General features: G+C 47.4%; 18 protein-coding genes, 2 pseudogenes and 1 riboswitch. Of the genes and pseudogenes, 4 read left to right on the forward strand and 16 right to left on the reverse strand.

Features of this window, described 5'->3' with window-relative positions:
- Positions 1–106: 106 nt before the first annotated feature.
- From PVOR_RS20815 to PVOR_RS20835, 5 genes are all read right to left on the reverse strand, one after another.
- On the reverse strand, positions 107–1,531 hold the full coding sequence (locus PVOR_RS20815) for an NAD-dependent succinate-semialdehyde dehydrogenase (RefSeq protein ID WP_006211442.1): 1,425 nt from the start codon (positions 1,529–1,531) through the stop codon (positions 107–109).
- A 198-nt stretch (positions 1,532–1,729) separates the two neighbouring features.
- A complete protein-coding gene (locus PVOR_RS20820; RefSeq protein ID WP_006211443.1) occupies positions 1,730–2,704 on the reverse strand; it encodes a siderophore ABC transporter substrate-binding protein in 975 nt (324 codons plus the stop codon).
- 209 nt (positions 2,705–2,913) lie between these two features.
- Positions 2,914–3,672: an iron ABC transporter ATP-binding protein gene (locus PVOR_RS20825; RefSeq protein WP_006211444.1), complete on the reverse strand. Its 759-nt coding sequence runs from the start codon at positions 3,670–3,672 to the stop codon at positions 2,914–2,916.
- Entirely contained in the window at positions 3,669–4,616 is a 948-nt protein-coding gene (locus PVOR_RS20830; protein WP_006211445.1) for an iron chelate uptake ABC transporter family permease subunit, read from the reverse strand. The genes PVOR_RS20825 and PVOR_RS20830 overlap by 4 nt, the downstream gene beginning before the upstream one ends.
- Positions 4,606–5,559 (reverse strand): ABC transporter permease, encoded by a 954-nt coding sequence (locus tag PVOR_RS20835; protein ID WP_006211446.1) that lies wholly within the window; start codon positions 5,557–5,559, stop codon positions 4,606–4,608. The genes PVOR_RS20830 and PVOR_RS20835 overlap by 11 nt, the downstream gene beginning before the upstream one ends.
- A gap of 493 nt (positions 5,560–6,052) precedes the next feature.
- Here PVOR_RS20835 and PVOR_RS20840 point away from each other — a divergent pair, with 493 nt between their 5' ends.
- Positions 6,053–6,655, forward strand: a complete 603-nt coding sequence (locus PVOR_RS20840) for a nitroreductase family protein (protein ID WP_006211447.1) — start codon at positions 6,053–6,055, stop codon at positions 6,653–6,655.
- Positions 6,656–6,901: 246 nt separating this feature from the next.
- On the opposite strand, the gene PVOR_RS20845 is transcribed toward PVOR_RS20840, so the two are convergent.
- The 3 genes from PVOR_RS20845 to PVOR_RS20855 are packed head-to-tail and all read right to left on the reverse strand — an operon-like array spanning position 6,902 to position 9,870.
- Positions 6,902–9,004 carry a carboxypeptidase-like regulatory domain-containing protein gene (locus tag PVOR_RS20845; RefSeq protein ID WP_006211449.1) on the reverse strand — a complete coding sequence of 701 codons (2,103 nt, stop codon included), beginning with the start codon at positions 9,002–9,004 and terminating at the stop codon, positions 6,902–6,904.
- On the reverse strand, positions 8,982–9,335 hold the full coding sequence (locus tag PVOR_RS20850) for a hypothetical protein (RefSeq protein ID WP_006211450.1): 354 nt from the start codon (positions 9,333–9,335) through the stop codon (positions 8,982–8,984). Before PVOR_RS20850 ends, PVOR_RS20845 begins: the two co-directional genes overlap by 23 nt.
- Positions 9,328–9,870 (reverse strand): RNA polymerase sigma factor, encoded by a 543-nt coding sequence (locus tag PVOR_RS20855; protein WP_040680759.1) that lies wholly within the window; start codon positions 9,868–9,870, stop codon positions 9,328–9,330. Before PVOR_RS20855 ends, PVOR_RS20850 begins: the two co-directional genes overlap by 8 nt.
- Before the next feature lie 183 nt (positions 9,871–10,053).
- Positions 10,054–10,156, forward strand: a riboswitch (TPP riboswitch).
- A gap of 88 nt (positions 10,157–10,244) precedes the next feature.
- Between PVOR_RS20855 and PVOR_RS20860 the strand changes: the two genes are divergently transcribed.
- Entirely contained in the window at positions 10,245–10,847 is a 603-nt protein-coding gene (locus PVOR_RS20860; RefSeq protein WP_006211452.1) for a YkoF family thiamine/hydroxymethylpyrimidine-binding protein, read from the forward strand.
- 71 nt (positions 10,848–10,918) lie between these two features.
- On the opposite strand, the gene PVOR_RS29810 is transcribed toward PVOR_RS20860, so the two are convergent.
- Positions 10,919–11,014 carry a YjcZ family sporulation protein gene (locus PVOR_RS29810; RefSeq protein WP_006211454.1) on the reverse strand — a complete coding sequence of 32 codons (96 nt, stop codon included), beginning with the start codon at positions 11,012–11,014 and terminating at the stop codon, positions 10,919–10,921.
- A gap of 115 nt (positions 11,015–11,129) precedes the next feature.
- Entirely contained in the window at positions 11,130–11,828 is a 699-nt protein-coding gene (locus PVOR_RS20865) for a nucleotidyltransferase domain-containing protein (protein ID WP_006211455.1), read from the reverse strand.
- 143 nt (positions 11,829–11,971) lie between these two features.
- Here PVOR_RS20865 and PVOR_RS20870 point away from each other — a divergent pair, with 143 nt between their 5' ends.
- Together PVOR_RS20870 and PVOR_RS20875 are read left to right on the forward strand one after the other, a co-directional pair.
- Positions 11,972–12,694, forward strand: coding sequence for a class I SAM-dependent methyltransferase (locus tag PVOR_RS20870; RefSeq protein WP_006211456.1), 723 nt, complete (start codon positions 11,972–11,974; stop codon positions 12,692–12,694).
- Positions 12,695–12,886: 192 nt separating this feature from the next.
- Positions 12,887–14,141: pseudogene (locus tag PVOR_RS20875) on the forward strand (methyl-accepting chemotaxis protein).
- Positions 14,142–14,427: 286 nt separating this feature from the next.
- Here the strand turns inward: PVOR_RS20875 and PVOR_RS20880 are convergent.
- The 6 genes and pseudogenes from PVOR_RS20880 to PVOR_RS20900 all read right to left on the reverse strand — a co-directional run bounded on the left by PVOR_RS20880 (position 14,428) and on the right by PVOR_RS20900 (position 17,167).
- Positions 14,428–14,988: a histidine phosphatase family protein gene (locus tag PVOR_RS20880; RefSeq protein ID WP_006211459.1), complete on the reverse strand. Its 561-nt coding sequence runs from the start codon at positions 14,986–14,988 to the stop codon at positions 14,428–14,430.
- Positions 14,985–15,437 (reverse strand): NUDIX hydrolase, encoded by a 453-nt coding sequence (locus PVOR_RS20885; RefSeq protein WP_006211460.1) that lies wholly within the window; start codon positions 15,435–15,437, stop codon positions 14,985–14,987. The genes PVOR_RS20880 and PVOR_RS20885 overlap by 4 nt, the downstream gene beginning before the upstream one ends.
- A 2-nt stretch (positions 15,438–15,439) precedes the next feature.
- Positions 15,440–16,147, reverse strand: coding sequence for a class I SAM-dependent methyltransferase (locus tag PVOR_RS20890; protein ID WP_006211461.1), 708 nt, complete (start codon positions 16,145–16,147; stop codon positions 15,440–15,442).
- A gap of 35 nt (positions 16,148–16,182) precedes the next feature.
- A pseudogene (locus PVOR_RS29815) lies at positions 16,183–16,341 on the reverse strand (GNAT family N-acetyltransferase); the annotation flags it as partial.
- Between the two features lie 55 nt (positions 16,342–16,396).
- Positions 16,397–16,603 (reverse strand): hypothetical protein, encoded by a 207-nt coding sequence (locus PVOR_RS20895; RefSeq protein WP_006211463.1) that lies wholly within the window; start codon positions 16,601–16,603, stop codon positions 16,397–16,399.
- A 15-nt stretch (positions 16,604–16,618) separates the two neighbouring features.
- A complete protein-coding gene (locus PVOR_RS20900; RefSeq protein ID WP_006211464.1) occupies positions 16,619–17,167 on the reverse strand; it encodes a nucleotidyltransferase family protein in 549 nt (182 codons plus the stop codon).
- Positions 17,168–17,280: the final 113 nt, after the last annotated feature.

The raw sequence follows: 17,280 nt of genomic DNA on the forward strand, positions 1-17,280 counted from the left end.
GGAGAACGCCCCTGAATTTTTGTTGCCCTGATGCAGTACGGCTTAAATTCGTTTGGACAGCTCAGCTTGTCCATGTTCATTGAATATCGCAATACTCATTCCGCTCTTACAAACCAAGTGAAATGTACTTTACCTCCAGGAATTCCTCCATTCCGTAATGGCCGCCTTCCCGGCCCAGTCCGCTCTCTTTAAATCCGCCAAACGGAGCTTGAGCGGTGGAAGGTACAGGGTCATTCACTCCTACGATGCCATAATCGAGAGATTCCGCGATTTTGACCGCTTCGCCCAAATTCTGCGTAAACACATAGGCAGCCAATCCGTAAGGACTGTTATTGGCTCGCTTGACCGCTTCGTCTATGGTTTTGAAGGTGGTAATGGGTGCAAGGGGACCGAAGGTCTCCTCATTCATGCACTCCATGTCATCCGTGGCATTCATGATCACGGTTGGCTCGACATAGTTGCCTCCCAGATCAGGGAGAGCTTGACCGCCAGCCAATATAACGCCGCCCTTCTCTTCCGCATCCTTGATCTGTCGAACGACTTTATCCACAGCCTCCTCGTTAATCAAGGGTCCGATATCGATTCCGTTCTCCAGTCCATTCCCCACCCTCAATTGTTTGACAAGCTCCGTAAACTTCGCTGCGAACTTCTCCGCAACTGATTCTTGAACATAAATCCGGTTGGCACATACACAGGTCTGTCCCCCATTGCGGAACTTGGAAGAGATTAATCCCGCTGCCGCTTGATCCAGGTCTGCCTGATCTGTCACGATAAATGGAGCATGACCACCAAGCTCCAGCGATATTTTCTTCACATTGGCCGCAGCGCCAGCCATCAGTTGTTTCCCCACTTCGGTTGAACCCGTGAATGACAGTTTTCTCACCCGACTGTCCTTCTGCCACACGTCAGCGATATCACCTGAAGGTCCAGTTACGATGTTGATTACCCCGGCAGGAATGCCCGCCTCATCTGCTAGCTCCACCAGCTTGATCGCCGTGAATGGCGTCTCACCGGACGGCTTGATAACTACGGTGCAGCCAGCTGCCAGCGCAGGGGCTACCTTGCGTGTAATCATCGAAGCCGGGAAGTTCCAAGGCGTAATGGCAGCTACAACACCCACTGGTTGCTTGGTCACGATGATACGTTGACGACTGGAAGAACCGGGTATGGTCTCGCCATATATTCGTTTACCTTCTTCCGCATACCAATCAACAAAGCTGTTGGCATATCGAATCTCGCCTGCTGCTTCCTTCAGCGGTTTCCCCTGCTCCGTGGTCATGATTCGGGCCAATTCATCCGTATGATCTGCAATTAACTGATGCCACCGGCGAAGCAGTTCCCCGCGATCATTCGCGGTTCTGCCGGACCAATCCGAAAAAGCTGGCGCTGCAGCATCCACCGCTTGCTGGGCTTCTCTCTTGCCGCCTTTAGGCACGGTGCCTATAACCTTCCCGTTCGCCGGATTATATACGTCCATTTGCTCCTCGGTCTGAACCCATTGTCCATCTATATAGATTTGATTCCGATACATATAAAGACCTCCTCCTAATCGACTATTCCAGGTTGAGCGAGCCTGATGATCATCATCTTATTACGTCAACATCTGCCTTATCTTATTATCCGTTAACCACTTACCCTAATGCAAAAAAATAAAACACCGGAGCGCCTGGTAAAAGCTGCTCCGGTGTCTTCTATGTTCATTACCGTTCCCTTCGAAAAGGGTTTTGGATTATTTAATAGCTGCGTCAACTTCAGTAATCATTTCAGATACGGAAGTCAACCCGCCGCCGGAAAGATACCAGAAATCCGGGTTCAAGTAAACGATGTTTCCGTCTTTAGCGGCATTGGTTGTTTTTACAAGCTCATTCTCAACTACCGCTTTAGCGCCTGATTCCCCTTCGCCAGTGGCAACAGCAGCACCGCGGTCAACTACAAACAGATAGTCAGGGTTCATCTTTACAATGTACTCGTTCGAAATATCTTTACCATGTGTGCTGACTTCGATGTTAGGATCTATTGCTCCGAAACCAAACACATCATGCAGAATACCAAAACGGGAACCTGGACCGTATGCACTGATTTTGCCTTCGTTAGCAAGAATGATCAATGCCTTTTTGCCTGTTGCCGTTGCTTTTTCATTCAGCGCTTTGATGTTCTCATCGATGGCAGCCATTTCTTTCTCAACTTCTGCTTCTTTACCAAAGATTTGACCAAGCGTGTTCATGTTGGATTTGAAGGATTCCATGTATTTGCTTGTATCCACTCCCAAGAAGATCGTTGGAGCAATTTTGCTCAGTTCCTCATAGGCATCTTGCTGTCTGCCGGAAATGATGATCAGATCGGGATCAATGCTGTTGATTTTCTCAAAGTCCGGCTCTTTCAGGCTCCCTACATTCTCGTACTTCTTATCTTCAAATTTGGACAAGTAAGCAGGAATATTCGCTTGCGGAACGCCTAATACTTCAACGCCCAATTTATCTACGGAATCCAGAATACCAAAATCGAATACAACCAGACGTGAAGGGTTCTTCGGTACATCGGTTTCCCCAAGCTGGTGGGTGATCTTAATTGTTTCTGCTTCGGCTGGAGGCGTATCCCCTGCAGCGTCTCCGCCACCGGCACCTGTTGTTTTATCGTCTTGACCACAAGCTGCGAGTACAATCGTAAACATTACTACCATGAATAAAGTTAACCATTTTTTCATTACGTACACCCCATCTTTTATATTTGTATTTTCCTGCTTCATATTGATCTTCAACATATATTTGAATGTATGGTTGAATTAGTAATTAAATAAGGACAGATTGAATCATGCCGTCCCTTCGCAAGGCAGCCCCAGCTATTTTAGCAGAGATAAGGAACCTGCCGATGGCAGTTGAACCGTTCCTTATCCCTTACAAACGTTGTTATAGATTAGGCGTAGTACACACATACTCTATTGTCGTTAATCTCTTCAATCTCAATGTCCATGTCGTAGATTCCGCGCAGAACATTGCTCTGAATGATGCTCTCGGTCTTCCCTTCGCTCTCAATAGCGCCATCCTTCAAGGCAACGATGTAATCCGAGTAGAAGGAAGCGAAGTTGATGTCGTGAATCACGATAACAATCGTTTTATTCATGTCGGCGACAAGCTTTCGAAGAATCTTCATGATCTGCACGGAGTGTTTCATATCCAGGTTGTTCAGTGGCTCATCCAGCAAAATATACTCTGTATTCTGGGCGATAACCATAGCGATGTAAGCACGCTGGGTTTGACCGCCGCTGAGCTGATGAAGAAATTTATGCTGCATATCTCCGAGCTCCATATACGAGATCGCTTCATCCACGAACTTCTCATCTTCCGCATTCAACCTGCCTTGAGAGTAAGGGAATCGGCCAAAAGATACGAGTTCCCGCACGGTCAAACGAAGACTGATATGGTTAGATTGCTTCAGAATCGAAACCTTCTTCGCAAGGTCGCTGCTTTTCCACTGGCTGACCTCTTTGCCATCCACCGTAATTTGACCGCTGTCCTTGCCCGTTAATCTGCTTATCATGGACAGCAAAGTACTTTTACCGGCACCGTTAGGGCCGATAAAGGAAGTGATTTGCCCCTTCGGGATCGTAACCGACACGTTATCAACGACTTTTTTGCCGCTATAGACTTTCGATACCTTCGTAACCTGGATCATGCTTTACTCTCCTTTAGTAGCAGGTATATGAAGTAGACACCGCCGATGAAGTTGATGATAACACTGAGCGTTGTGGAGAACGTAAACACCCGTTCGACAACCAGTTGACCGCCCACTAACGCGATGATGCTAATAAGTATAGAAGCTGTGATTAAGTATGAATGCCGATATGTCTTCATAACCTCATAGGCAACATTGACAACAAGAAGTCCCAGGAATGTAATCGGCCCGACCAGCGCAGTTGCTACAGAGATCAGAACAGCGACAATAATCAGGAGCCGCTTCACCACGTAATCATAATTCACACCGAGGTTGATCGCCTGCTCACGTCCAAGTGAAAGCACGTTTAGATACTTGGCGAATCGAGCAAAATAGAGAAGTGACAAAGCAACCACAATCATGGCAAGAATGAGCAGCTCCGTCTTTACGTTGTTGAAGCTGGCAAACATTTTGTCCGCCACATACTGGAACTCATTCGGATCAATCAGCACCTCCATGAAGGAGGACATGCTGGAGAACAGCGTACCGAATATCATACCGATGAGCAGCAGGAAGTAAATATTATTCCCTTCCCTTTTGAACAGTATTTTGTATAAAACTCCAGCAAACAATATCATGGCTCCGACATTAATCAGGAAGTTCACATTGCTGCCCAGTTTGTACAGCGTAAACGATCCAAAGACGAAGATTACCGTTGTCTGGATAAGAATATATAAGGAATCCAATCCCATAACACTCGGCGTTAGTATCCGGTTATTCGTGACCGTTTGAAACACCGTGGTAGACAGAGCAATGGCTCCGCCGGTCAGAATAATAGCAAGCACCTTTTTGATCCTTCTCGGAAGCGCGTAGTCCCAATTGCTGCCAAGATCAATGAACAGAAAGACTGCCACCAGGATGATTGCCGCCGCGGCCAACAGGCCGATTTTGGCTTTATAAGTCATAAGCCTTTCTCCTCATCAGTAAGAAAATGAATATACCGCTTCCAAGGACGCCCACGGTCAGGCTGATTGGAATCTCATAGGGATAAATGATGATCCTGCCAAGGATGTCACAGAACAATACGAATCCGGCCCCCAGCAGCGCGGTATGCGAAAGGCTTTTTTTCAAGTGGTCTCCCAGATACAGGCTAACGATATTAGGTATGATCAGACCGAGAAAAGGAATCACGCCGACGGTTAGAACGACGGATGCGGTGACCAGCGCTACAATGACCAATCCCAGGTTCACAACTCTCCGGTACTTGAGACCAAGGTTCGTTGCAAACTCCTCTCCCATCCCGGCTACCGTAAACTTGTTAGCGAACAGGTAGGCCAGAATGACAAGCGGGATACTAATATATAGCATTTCATATTGTCCCTTGATGATCATGGAGAAATCACCCTGGAGCCATGCGGACATATTCTGAATAAGATCATATTTGTAAGCAAAGAAGGTTGCTATCGAACTAACAATATTACCGAACATCAGTCCAACGAGGGGAATAAAGATGGCGTCCTTGAACTTGATCCGGTCCAGGATCTTCATAAAGATGAAGGTTCCCGCTAGTGCGAATACAAATGCCACAAGCATCTTGATTAGTGGACCGCTTGTTGTGAAGACCAGCATGGCAACCAAAATTCCAAGTCTCGCGGAATCCATCGTACCCGCTGTTGTCGGTGACACGAATTTGTTGCGACTTAACTGCTGCATGATCAATCCGCAGATACTCATGCTGACCCCTGCCAGTATAAGACTGACAAGCCTCGGGATCCGGCTGACAAGCATAATATGTTGTTGTTGTTCTGACATGGAGAACAGTTCCAGTGGTGAAATGTCCTTAACTCCAATAAATAATGAGATTATGGAGAGTACCACAACGGCTGCAAATAAGTATCTAATCTTCATGGCTCTTCCTTCTATGCGTATGTCTCTGAATATCCGACAGTCCGCAATCTCATCAGCTTCTCACTGAGATTGATTATCAATTGCGTTCTGATATGCATTATATCACTCTCATTATCACTCGACAACCCTAATTGAGAATCAAAATCATTTAATTTTTCTCATCTGCGTATCATTTGTTCACGATTTGTTCATGATATGAAGTTTCGACATATCGTGTAAAGCTATCAGAGGACTGACCTTAAATAAGTGTTTTAATTCTCAGTAAGCGGGTATTAAAGATAAACTTTTAGTTCTGAGTTTCGTTCTGAATTGTTGACATTTGCAACTCATTATATTAACATGCTAACATAAATATCTATTTCTAACAAATTGTTAGTTGATATGGAATAATGATTATGAGCAAAATGCTTCACTAAAATGCATATTTACCTGAATTAAAGGACATCTTCTTATCAGGCTTATGCAACACCATTACATCAGGAGGTTTTTTCTTATGTCTAAAGATTTTTCAACTGCACTCAAAAATCGTCGCTCCCACTATGCTATCAGCAAGGACCCTGTCATTTCGGACGAGCGTATCCAGGAAATTGTGAACGAAGCTGTTAAGTACACTCCGTCTTCCTTCAACTCCCAAAGCGCACGTGTCGTTGTACTGCTCGGCGAACAGCATGACAAGCTGTGGAACCTGACCGAGGGCATCTTGAAAGAAGTTGTCGGTAACGAAGAAGCATTCAAATCCACGGCTGAAAAAATGGGCGCATTCCGCGCTGGATACGGTACAGTACTGTTCTTCGAGGACAATGACGTCGTTACAGGCCTGCAGCAAAACTTTGCGCTGTATGCAGACAACTTCCCGGTATGGTCCAACCAATCCAACGGCATGCTGCAATTCGTGGTATGGACTTCCCTGGAGGCAGAGGGCCTGGGTGCATCACTGCAGCACTATAACCCATTGATCGACGAAAAGGTGAAATCCGAATGGAACATTCCAGAGAGCTGGAAACTGATCGCTCAAATGCCTTTCGGTAAACCGGTTGCTGAACCAGGCGAAAAAGAATTTGCGCCGATTGAAGATCGCGTGAAAGTATACAGCTAAGTCCTTAGCGGAAAAGGCCGTCCACCCAAGTTTTTGATAACTTGGATAGGCGGCCTTTTTTCATACAGACACTTTATCCAGCAGTGAAACTGCGACTCTACTTAATCAACATGTAATAAGGCCTGAAGGAATGGCTTGATCTCTTGGAAGTCCTCTCCCGGCGTCCACAACTGAATGGCATCCCGCTCTCCGCTCATGCCCCATTGCAATTTCTCTTTCAGTATCTCGGTATAGCCTGAGTTTCCCTCAGATTCGATCGAGCATTCGCTCCACCAGAACAGCCCAATCCGTATCGCTTGACATCATGCGCTCCGGATATTTCCGGGCCAATTGCAGCGTGCTTTCCAGCGAACCGCTGTGCAGCATATGAACGGCGAGGTAATTGCCGATAAAACGGTGGGATTTATCCTGTCGGATCACCCGCGCAAACCATCTCTCCGCCTCCTCCAGCCTGCCCTGCTTCATAAGCGCTGTTGCGTGGAGAGAATCGGTATAGGAATGATCCTCGCTTTCGCTCCGTACAGAGGAGTACCGATCGAATGCCGGATTGTAACTGTCCCAATCTTCATTATTATAGAAGTAATTCGTCAAATCCATCAGGTAGCTTGGTGCCGGATGCCGTTCGATCATCTCCTGCAGGGTGGATAAGGTTTCCTCTGAACTTCTGTTATCTACATCCTTGGACAACTGATCCTTGATCTGTTGCAATCGGAGTTTCATCCTTAAGCTGTGAATATCTTCTGGATGCGAGCTCACATTATCGTTATAGGCCGCGAGCGCTTCATCATATTTACGTTCGAGTACCAGCTGGTCCTCCGGCGTCAATTCACGACCTTTTAACAAGAAATACGGTAAATAACCCATGGTGCTCTCATTGAGCCGGTAGCCGCTGCTGCTTGTTAACTTCGTGCCGTCTTCCTTGTAAGCATCCACCGACCAGAAATAGGGAGCCTCTGGGTTGGAGTAACCAAGCACACTCTCAGGTGCAACGGTCGTCCAATCATACGGATCCTCGTAGGAAAGTCCGATTCTGAGATCATACAGATCCTGAACAGCAACCCGCAGCGAATTCCCTTCAATATAGTTATCCATCGCCGTCATCATCGATCCGCTGCCAAATTCGATACCAACACTCAGTTTATAGTAGGCGGCTTCGGGTATAGCCTCCCATTCAAAATAGATCATGTCGCCGCGTATCTCATCATGGTTTACTGGAGTTGTCAATTGAATCAATGGCTGCAGCGTGACATCAATCCGTCGTGTCGATTCCGGGGCGACCTCCACCCAATCCCCCGATTCTACAGGCCACGTTCTGCCATTGATTTGTTCATAATTCAAACCAATGCCGAGTTGATACCTGCCGGGCTCTACACCCTCGAAATGATAGCGACCGTTCGCGTCTGTCAGCATTTGGTACGGTTCGCTTAACAGCAGACTGTGATTCAGATCGTTGTTTTTACGTAAAAATACACCTGCGAATGGAATCGGATCCCCCTCACGATTTCGCAAGGTTCCGCTTACCGTTGACAAGGTCTCTCCGTCTAAAATCCTCTTCAGCCGTCCTTTCAGCTGATTCGCCCGTTTTGAGATATCCGAATTTGCAAAGTTCCCGCCGGACCCTTCTGATATCCGATTCAACACGTCCATAGCGGCTTGGGGGCTCCCCCGACGCAGGAGCATTTCCGAGTGATATAAAAGGGCCTTACTATGGATGTCCTTCCAATCTCCAGAAAGGACTTTCGCTAATCGCTCATATTGCAGCGCCGCCTGATCAGGCTGGTCCAGCCTGTCATAGAGGCTCGCAAGCTCCAGCACCAATTCATGCTGATAGGAATAAAGAACAGGCTCCGGAGAATATCCGCTGCTCAGATCCCCGAACTTTTGGATAGCGGTTTCCAATATATCCGCTGCTCCCTCCACATCACCATTCATCGAATAATGCTCCGCAAGGTCTATTGCGGCATATTTCATATATTCTCCGGCTGGCGCTCCCAGCACATATTGATTCAGCAGCGGCAAACGTTCATCCTCAGTAAAACGAATCTGCTGATCGGCGCTTCCTCCTGTGCTGGTGAACCCCGGACTAATAAACACATCAAACCGATGAGCTAGCTCTGTTGCTCTAGGCACAATCACATACTTCTCGATCATCTCCCATTTCCGGTTGCTGCTGCTTTCTTCATGAATAAGGTCAATGACTTTGGCTATCCCCTCAGCTTGGCCTTGTTCAATCTGCTTCTCCGCAATCAGCAGCCCTATTCGAGGGGTGAGCATAGATACCATCATAACAAAGAGGATTAAACCCGAAACCCCAAACACCAGGTGTTTAATCTTGACCCGAATTTTCAAGTCTGGCCACCATCCTCTCGTACTGATCCTTCCAGTAATAATTCCCCCCGGCTTCAAGCAGTTCATTGCTCACCTGCAAGGGCACGGAAACAGCAGGTTTCACAATTGCTTCCCTCCATAACAAACCTCCGAGCAGCAGAACGGCCGCTGCTGCGCCAAAATAACCAATTGCGGCAGCAGAAATTTCTACTTCCTTATTCCACAAGGAAGACAAACGTTCGCGGCTGGATTTTGGAAATGTGCGAGAAATCACCTTCTCTGCGCCTAGGAATCGAATTTCCTCCAGCTCCTGCTTTAGTTGTTCGGCCATTTCCTGTTCTTCGCTACGCATCGCTCTCCCCCTTCTCGACAACAATCTGCCGGAGTTTATGCCGCCCTCTCATTAAACGTGCCTTAACCGTGTTTATATTCAGCTGCAATTGCGCTGCAATTTCTTGAACACCCAACTCATTATAATAATAGAGCGTCATCACTTCTCGGTATGTATAGGGCAGCTGCTGCACTGATTTGATCATTTCAGCCTCACGCCAATGGACGCCCAGCATTTCATCCACGGCAGGTACACTTTCGTTTACATGCTGGTCCATCCTCGGCATGGGAAAAATATGACGCCAATCCCATTTTCGCTGCCGCATCCGGCATCGATTCACTGCAATTCGGGTCAACCAGCTACGAAGTTTGTCGCCGTCACGAAGCTGAGCGATATTCTCGAACGCCTGGATAAAGGTATCTTGAACGGCCTCTTCAGCCGCTTGACGGTCACGCAGCAGCAATACCGCCGTGCGAAGCAGATAATCTCCATACTGTTCCATCAATTCCCGGAGAGCCGCCTCTTCTTTTTGTTTTAAACGCTGTATGACATCCAGGCCATCTCCCCCCCTCTATAACTATGATGCGTCTGGTCTTTCATCGGTTGCATCAATTTGGATCAATGTCGAAAAAAAAATCGAATGATTGAAAATCTTCCGGCAAAACGATACAATAACACAAGCAAGAAACCTTTGTCTTCCTGAACTGGCAATAGTTCCGGAACCAACTGCATATCATGTTGGCTGTACTAGGGGTGCCATGTGCTGAGAGACGGCGTGCTGCCGTTAACCCTTATCACCCGATCTAGGTCATACTAGCGTGGGGAAGTGTAGCATTTATGTTTATACTTTTTCACGTAGGCATAACTGCACTTTCTTCACGGGGTGCGGTTTTTTTGCGTGGATTTATATCATAGGGGAGGATAACAACAATGAGTGAGCTAACATGTGGAACCAGTCGCATCGTCGGATGCCGATTCTCGGTGTTTCCGATGACTGACCGATTTGTGGAAGTCATTATGGACGCGCTGAAATCCGTCAACACGGGGAAGGTATGGATTCAGACGGATGATGTGAGCACCTGTATTCGTGGACGGGCGGAGCATGTATTTGATGTAACGAGGGCGATTTTTGCTTATGCGGCAGCAAGCGGTGTGCACACCATCTTTAACGGAACTTATTCTATTGGCTGCCCTGGTGATACGGAAGCCGATGTATATATGTCAGAGGATTCGGAGCGTTTGAATCGCGAGATTGGGAAGAATGCCGATATAGATACAGCCAGCCAATTTGCCCTTTATCCACTGGGTACAGACCATTACATGGATGTTATCTATAAAGAGGTGCATCGGGCTAAGGAAAAAGGAACGTTCGCCGGAAGCGTTCACTATGCCAGCCGGTTGGACGGCTCCATCTCCAAGGTGTTTGAATCCCTCGAAGATGCGTTTTTGCATGCGATCCAATCGGACAGCAGTCACCTTGTCATGACCGCAGTCGTGTCTGCACACAGTCCATCAGCCAAGCCAAGACCGTGATCACTTCTATATAACAGGCAAAAGCCCGGCGCATGCCGGGCTTTTGCGATTTGCTCCAAGAGCTTGACGAATTAAACCCAAGCACTCGAGATAATTACGAGCAGGATGAAGAGAACCAAAATAATACCTACTGAATTACCCCATCCACCACCATATACTCCGCTCATGAAGATCCCTCCTGGATTTAAAGAATGACGTGACCGAATCACATGATTATTGTATTGGTCGTGGAAGGCGAACGTCACGGCTAATGTACCTCTCTTATTGCTCACCCGTCAAAATCTATTCCTCATAACCCACAAGAAGCATGCCCCCGAACGGGTTCAGCACTTGCTCTGTGAATGCCAGAAGGAGGGAGGGATCGTCCTGTCGATACATCGCTGAAAGCGAAACCTCCAATTGATCTCCCAATGCCGTGCTGAATCGGTGGAACAGCCGAAACAGCATCTTGCCTTCCCCTGTCCATTCCCCATTCACTCTAAGTACAAATTCGCAAAGTACCGTCATGATCTTTTGCACCGTAAACCATTTCTCGCCATCCCGCTTAGGATTCTTCAAATCCTGCACATATTCCGTAATCATGTAACGGTATTCATCAATATCGGTTTGCATCCATGGCATCGGTCCGTAATTCAAATCATGCTGGGCCTCTGCGCGGACTGCTTCTCCTTCCGGCAACGAGCGCAGCACCTTACCCTCCGCTGTGATCCGCTGCAATGTCGGATTGGCTGCCATCACGCCCTCGTCGAAGTATTCACGATAGGATGACAAAGACAATATAAACAATTCCACAATCCATCCATCCGCTTCCAGGGTCTTTCTCCGCATCTCATCTCCGTCCCGCTCAAGGATGACGATGTCCAAATCAGATTGCTCGTTATGTTCTCCTCTGCTTGCGCTGCCGCCAAGCACAGCTAGCAAACAGTCGGGATAATGACGGTGGATAACACGCTCTGCTGCCTCCATCGGTTCCTTCTTCATGGCTATTTCCCCCAGTAGTTCTCATAGCTCCCGAAAAAAAGGGCTCAAAATATTTAATTCAGCAAAAACCCCAAACGTACCTTAATCATATGGTAAATAAACGATTACCCTCATGTTGACTACAAGGAAGAAGGGAAGATGAAATGAACTACATTCAAATGCTATCCAGATTAGGTATGGGCAGTGCGCATCCGGGCGGATTCGAGGCTACCTTAAGAATGCTGAAGAATTATCCGATTGAGCCAAACAGTCGTATTCTGGAGGTTGGCTGCGGAACAGGCAGGACAGCATGCCATCTTTCGGAGATGGGCTATCAAGTCACGGCCATAGATCTCAATGAGAATATGATTAAAAAAGCACGCACCAGAGCCGAAGCCATGAAAATGGACGTGCAATTTTTGCAGGCTGATGTGTGCGAGCTGCCTTTTGAAGACAACCAGTTTGATCTGATTATGGCCGAATCAGTCACCGTATTCACGAATACGTCGAGATCACTCCCTGAATATTATCGCGTTCTGGATCAAGGAGGCGTTCTGCTGGACAGAGAATTGCTGCTGAATAAGCCAATGCCTGAGCCAAAGCTCAAGGAGCTGCTGGAATTCTTCGGGATTCCGAATCTGATGCTGCGGGAAGAATGGGCACAATCCTTGCTGGCTTGCGGTTTTAAGCAGGAGGAAATTCTGGAGTATAACCACTTCAACGAACAATTGAAGGAAGAGCAAACACGTCATCTGGATACATTTGAGCAGCGCGATAAAGGACTTCTGTTTGATGTAACGTTATGGGAAACGTTATTCAAGCATGACCGGATGATCCTGGATAACACCGATTATCTCGCTTCCGCCTTATTCCGTGCCGTAAAATAATATTGCTGCGTATCTATGCAACGAGAGGGGATTTGTCTGTTGGCTAGTTAGCTGCGCTTCCCCTCCCCTTCCAAAACATCAGTTCTTTCGACCCATTTCAACACTTTTTGTCAATTCGTTATATCTAGTTCAGCCCGGCGATGCTATAATCATGGTAAATATATCCTATGTTGTCGAGGAGGACTCATTCTTATGGCATGGTTCAACAGACTCCCAATCTCACAAAAAATTACTGCAGCCTGTTATCTTATTGCCGCTTTATTTGCGGTTCCAATGCTGCTTGCGTTTATTCTAATGGGCAAAGCAATCATTGGCGTGGTACTTGTCTTGGCTTTAATTGGACTTACCCTTCCTCTTTCTCGCGTTATTGAGAAAACGCTTACGAATTCATTCGCCGAAATTTCCAGCGTTTCTGCCAAAATCGCCAAAGGCGACTTTACCTTCCAGGTAGAAGAGGTTGGAGGCATGAACGATCTAAGCCGAACCTTCAACAGCATGGTGGACAAGCTTCGCAAAATTTTACAGGAAACCTCGGACATTACCCGCAAGGTAATGACATCAAGCCGAAGCATTTCGAATAAAAATCAGGAGCTTATTCAAGTGATGAATCAAGTATCCCTCTCCTCCAACGAGCTGGCCGTCGGTGCGAACGAAATCTCGGAGGACGTATCGGAGATGACGCATTCCATCCGCGAAATCGAAGAGAAGGTCAGCAATTATACGCACTCCACCCATGAAATGAACGCCCGTTCTATCGAAACGCTGGGACTCGTTGAGCAAGGAAGAGATTCCGTAGCCAAACAATCCGCGGGGATGCAGCGAAATATCGACGCCACCGGAAAAGTCTCGGAATCCATCGATGCACTGGCCAAGAGCGCCAGAGGGATTACCAAAATCACCGAAACCATATCCGAGCTTGCCGATCAGACCAACTTGCTGTCCTTGAACGCCTCCATTGAAGCGGCCAGAGCCGGCGAGCATGGTGCAGGCTTTGCCGTTGTTGCCCAAGAGGTCCGTAAATTGGCCGAGGAATCCACTTCCTCCACCCGCGAGGTATTTAATCTGGTACGGAGCATTGAATCGGATGTCAAACATGCAGCACAGAATATTAAGATCAATGAAGAAGTCGTACGGCAGCAAACCGAGATGATCCGTGAGGCGGAGCTGGTGTTCATGCAGATTGTAAACAGCGTGCAGTATATTTCGGAGCAGATCGCAGCTTTCTCCAAGGAGAGCGAGTCCATGCTGGAGAGTGCGCAGAACATCTCTTCGGCCATTCAGAACATATACTGCGATTACGCTAGCAATCCGCTGCAGGAACAGTAGCTAGGTATCTGCTTCCATGAACGAAGGGATTTCGTCTATCCAGAAGATGGCTGAGGAAGCCGAAGCGATGAATAATGCCGTCTTCCAACTGCAGAAGACCATCAATATTTTCAAATTCTAAAAAGTATAACGTCTATTTTTTATTCGTCTATTCTACATAAGGAATTTAGTTAAGCTGTTATTTTTATAAAAGCAGAGGGGGTATCCCAAAAGTCACTTGACCTGAGGGAGGCCCCTTTGTCTGTTATGAGTACGCTGCCGCTGCGGAACGAAGCATTCCTCTAATCGCTGTTGCCCTCCAATATCCTGAATTCATCTTATGGTAAAATGGAATTCCGACCCACTATTTACGAAAGAAACGGTTTCTTTGTACATTCAATATACTATGGACCAACTTGAGCTTCTTGTTAGACTTCACACCATAGCCGCGATATGTTCACGAGTTTTCCCTCTTCAAATTCGGCTCGGTATATGTCCGGCATACTCGTTCCCTGCCAGAATTCATAATCGAACCGCTGATCGTAATGGTGCAGCATTAATGTCATAATGTCCCCATGAGTACCCATCACGACATTCTTGCCTTTGTACGTATCCAGAATTCCCTCCATTGCCTGGACTGCACGCCTTTGCGCATCTTTACTGGATTCTCCCTCCGGGAAGCAGGCATCGGGTTCGTTAAACAGTTTCCTTTTGGCATCCGTAAATGAGTTCCCTTGGAAATCCCCGATCTTCCGTTCTCTCAGATCCTCCAGCACCGTAATCGGTAAACCCAGGGCATCCGCCAATGGCTGTACCGTATCCTTCGCTCTCTGATAAGGGCTGGATACGATAACCCCAATACCCTCTCCCAGCAGCAAACCCTTAACTCGCTCGGCATCGCTTGCACCCTGTACGGACAATCCGCGGGACCGCTCCTTCCCTTCGCTATACGGGGATTCTGCGTGTCTCACAAAATATAAGGTTGTCATGCTTCCCCCTCGGCTTCTTCAATCAATACCGACTCCATCATCATCTCAACAAATGGCGTTAACGGTAACAGACTCAGCGACTCAAGCGGAACCCATCTGGCTCCTAAGGAATCCTGTCCATCCCCTTCTGCCTTAATAACAGCTTGATCATCAGGCAGCTCCACATCATATATGATGCCGATGTGATGCAGCTCTTCCATCTGATTCTCGGCATACTGATACACAATGGTATAGGATATGGCTGTGCGAATACTGCCTTTTATCGGAGACAGTCCGGTTTCCTCCATAAATTCACGCTTCAGCGTAAACTCCGGCTCCTCTCCAAATTCAATGGAACCTCCAGGTAAATCCCACTTCCCTTTGTGAGGCCCTCTTGCTTTTTGGATCAGCAGAATATGATCATCCTGGATCAGAACACCATAAACGCCGAGATGCGTATATTTCTCCATGGTCACGACACTCCTTTTCTGGCAATGAACGTAATCCACTGGCTTCGAAAGAGGACGTCCCTTCCGTCCTTCACCTCTTGAATGTCCTGCTGTACTTGGCGCTTCATTAAAATCTCCCATTCTGGATACAGCTCGTAAAAGATAGAGAAGGCTTGGTCAGCGGATAAATTCAACTCGATTAACCCCTCTTCCTCCACACCGGTCTCCAGATCGATTTCCTTCACTTCCGTACTCATTAATATGCAATGAATTCCCCGATCCATGGTTCCTGCTTGCATTTGTTTGACCTTGGATACAAAGGCGGCCTCCGAGCTCATATGCTCAAGACAAGAGCAGGCAATGATGTAATGATAGGTATCCTTCGCGATGTCATAATGCTGCACATCCGCTGCCAGTGCCTCAATGCTGGAACTTACGCCATAGGAGGCAGCATACTGCCGGAGCTTGTCCACTGCCGAGGGCAGCAAATCCACGCATAGAACCTTACCGCCTGAAGGTTGGATTCGCTGTGCAATCGGAATGCTGTTACGACCGACACCACTGCCCAGATCCAGCACTCGCATATTTTGAAAAGGCAACAACTCCAGATGATCCATAACCGTCTGGACGGGGCGTGCTAACCAGCTGCCCGGCTCAAACAAGGCGGCCGCTTCATAAAACTTCTCGTGATACAATATTTCCTTCTCACGCGCGTGATTGAATGTTTCCATGCTACAGACCCCTCAATCATGTTGTTATAATGTCTTCACAAACCGGAGTCCCGATGGAGAAACCCCATTTTCTCATAAAACGTATGGGCACGCTTGCGCTCGGGTTTGTTCCCGCTGGTCAGCAGCACATTGTCGCCCCTCTCCAGAGCCCACCTCTTTACAAATTCCACAAGCGTTCTCCCAATTCCTTGCCCTTGCCGCTCTTTCTATGTAAACAGTGCACTGAAGTGCGTGGCAACTCCGTTATTCTCATAACTTAAAAATTCCCGGCAGCGGATCATCTCCGCTACCCGCTTCGCTTGGTCGGCTGGCTACAAAGGTATGATAAAGGAGTGCCGCTTCCGTGTTCTCATCCGATCCGGACACTAAATTCGCTCCTTCAATACCGGATATCCTATATTGCTCATTAAGGGGTTTTTGACTCCAGATCCCCAGATGGATAGGGACGGGATCCATAGAACTTCTCCCCCTCTAAACTTCGAGTATTGTTAACCGTGCCCACTGATTCTTCCATTGTTTCTTCCGGACACGCTCCAAATAATAGCTTCGCTTATGAAAATTCGGGCATCTTCGAACCTTTAAAGCGAATAAATCCTCCAATCCGTAAGGGCAGCAGAGCTCAAGCTCCCCTTCGCGGTTCAGTCTTGCACCAATCGCTGTAGCTGTCTCCGGCCATTGGGTTAACGCTGCATGGGTTGAGCTGTACGGCTCATCTCCATTCTTGACATGCATTCTGGCCTGATTCTTGACTGACCATTTCGGATTCTTTGTCGCTGCTCTTAACTTCTGTTCCAAATCGATATCCCGTGTTTCCGACACATCATCGGGATCGAAATATACAACATCGATATCCGTATGACGGTCGGTTCTCTCAAAACCATGCAGGATATCCCACACGTAATTTCGAATATAGCCTGCCGCAATGTAGCATTGCGACAGCTCCAGATCTCGAACGATAGCCAAATCATCCATCAGCTGCTTATGCTCCCTTATGTACTCCTTCAACCGCAACTCCAACATTAAATTCACCGCCATTGGTTTAATATGGTGTTACTTGTTCACGCTCACGTTCACATGTTCATCTATCTCCCACATATCCCATGATCTGGCCGAATGCGAAAAACAGAGCACGC

The organism is Paenibacillus vortex V453, assembly GCF_000193415.1.
GTDB lineage: Bacteria > Bacillota > Bacilli > Paenibacillales > Paenibacillaceae > Paenibacillus_AQ > Paenibacillus_AQ glucanolyticus.